General features: G+C 66.7%; 1 protein-coding gene. It reads right to left on the reverse strand.

Annotated features, from left to right (window positions below):
• Positions 1-444, reverse strand: a 444-nt coding sequence (locus tag AACY49_RS31085; protein ID WP_339528160.1) for an efflux RND transporter permease subunit, incomplete at both ends; no start/stop codon positions are given.

Consider the following 444-nt stretch of genomic DNA (forward strand, 5'->3'; position numbering starts at 1 on the left):
ATCGTGCGCTGGTCGATGCCGAGCGCGGCCACCTTGCGGGTGGAGAATTCGAGATAGATCACCTCGTCCTGGGCGCCGACGATGTCGACGCGGCCGACATTGGGCACCGTCAGCACCTTGGCGCGGACCTCCTCGACGCGGTCGCGCAGCTGGCGCTGGGTCAGGCCGTCGCTGGTGAAGGCATAGATGTTGCCGAACACGTCGCCGAAGCGGTCGTTGAAGCCGGGCCCGACCACGCCGGAGGGGAAGTCGCCCTTGATGTCGTTGATGAGGTTGCGGACCTGGAGCCAGGTCGGCACGACGTCGCGCGCCTTGGTCGTGTCGCGCAGGTTGACGAACACCGTGGTCTGGCCGGGCACGGTCAGGCTCTTGGTGTAGTCGAGCGCCGGCAGCTCCTCCAGCTTCTTCTCGATGCGGTCGGTGACCTGGCGGGTCATTTCCTCC

This window comes from Pseudomonas sp. EL_65y_Pfl2_R96 (assembly GCF_963970905.1).
Lineage (GTDB): Bacteria > Pseudomonadota > Gammaproteobacteria > Pseudomonadales > Pseudomonadaceae > Aquipseudomonas.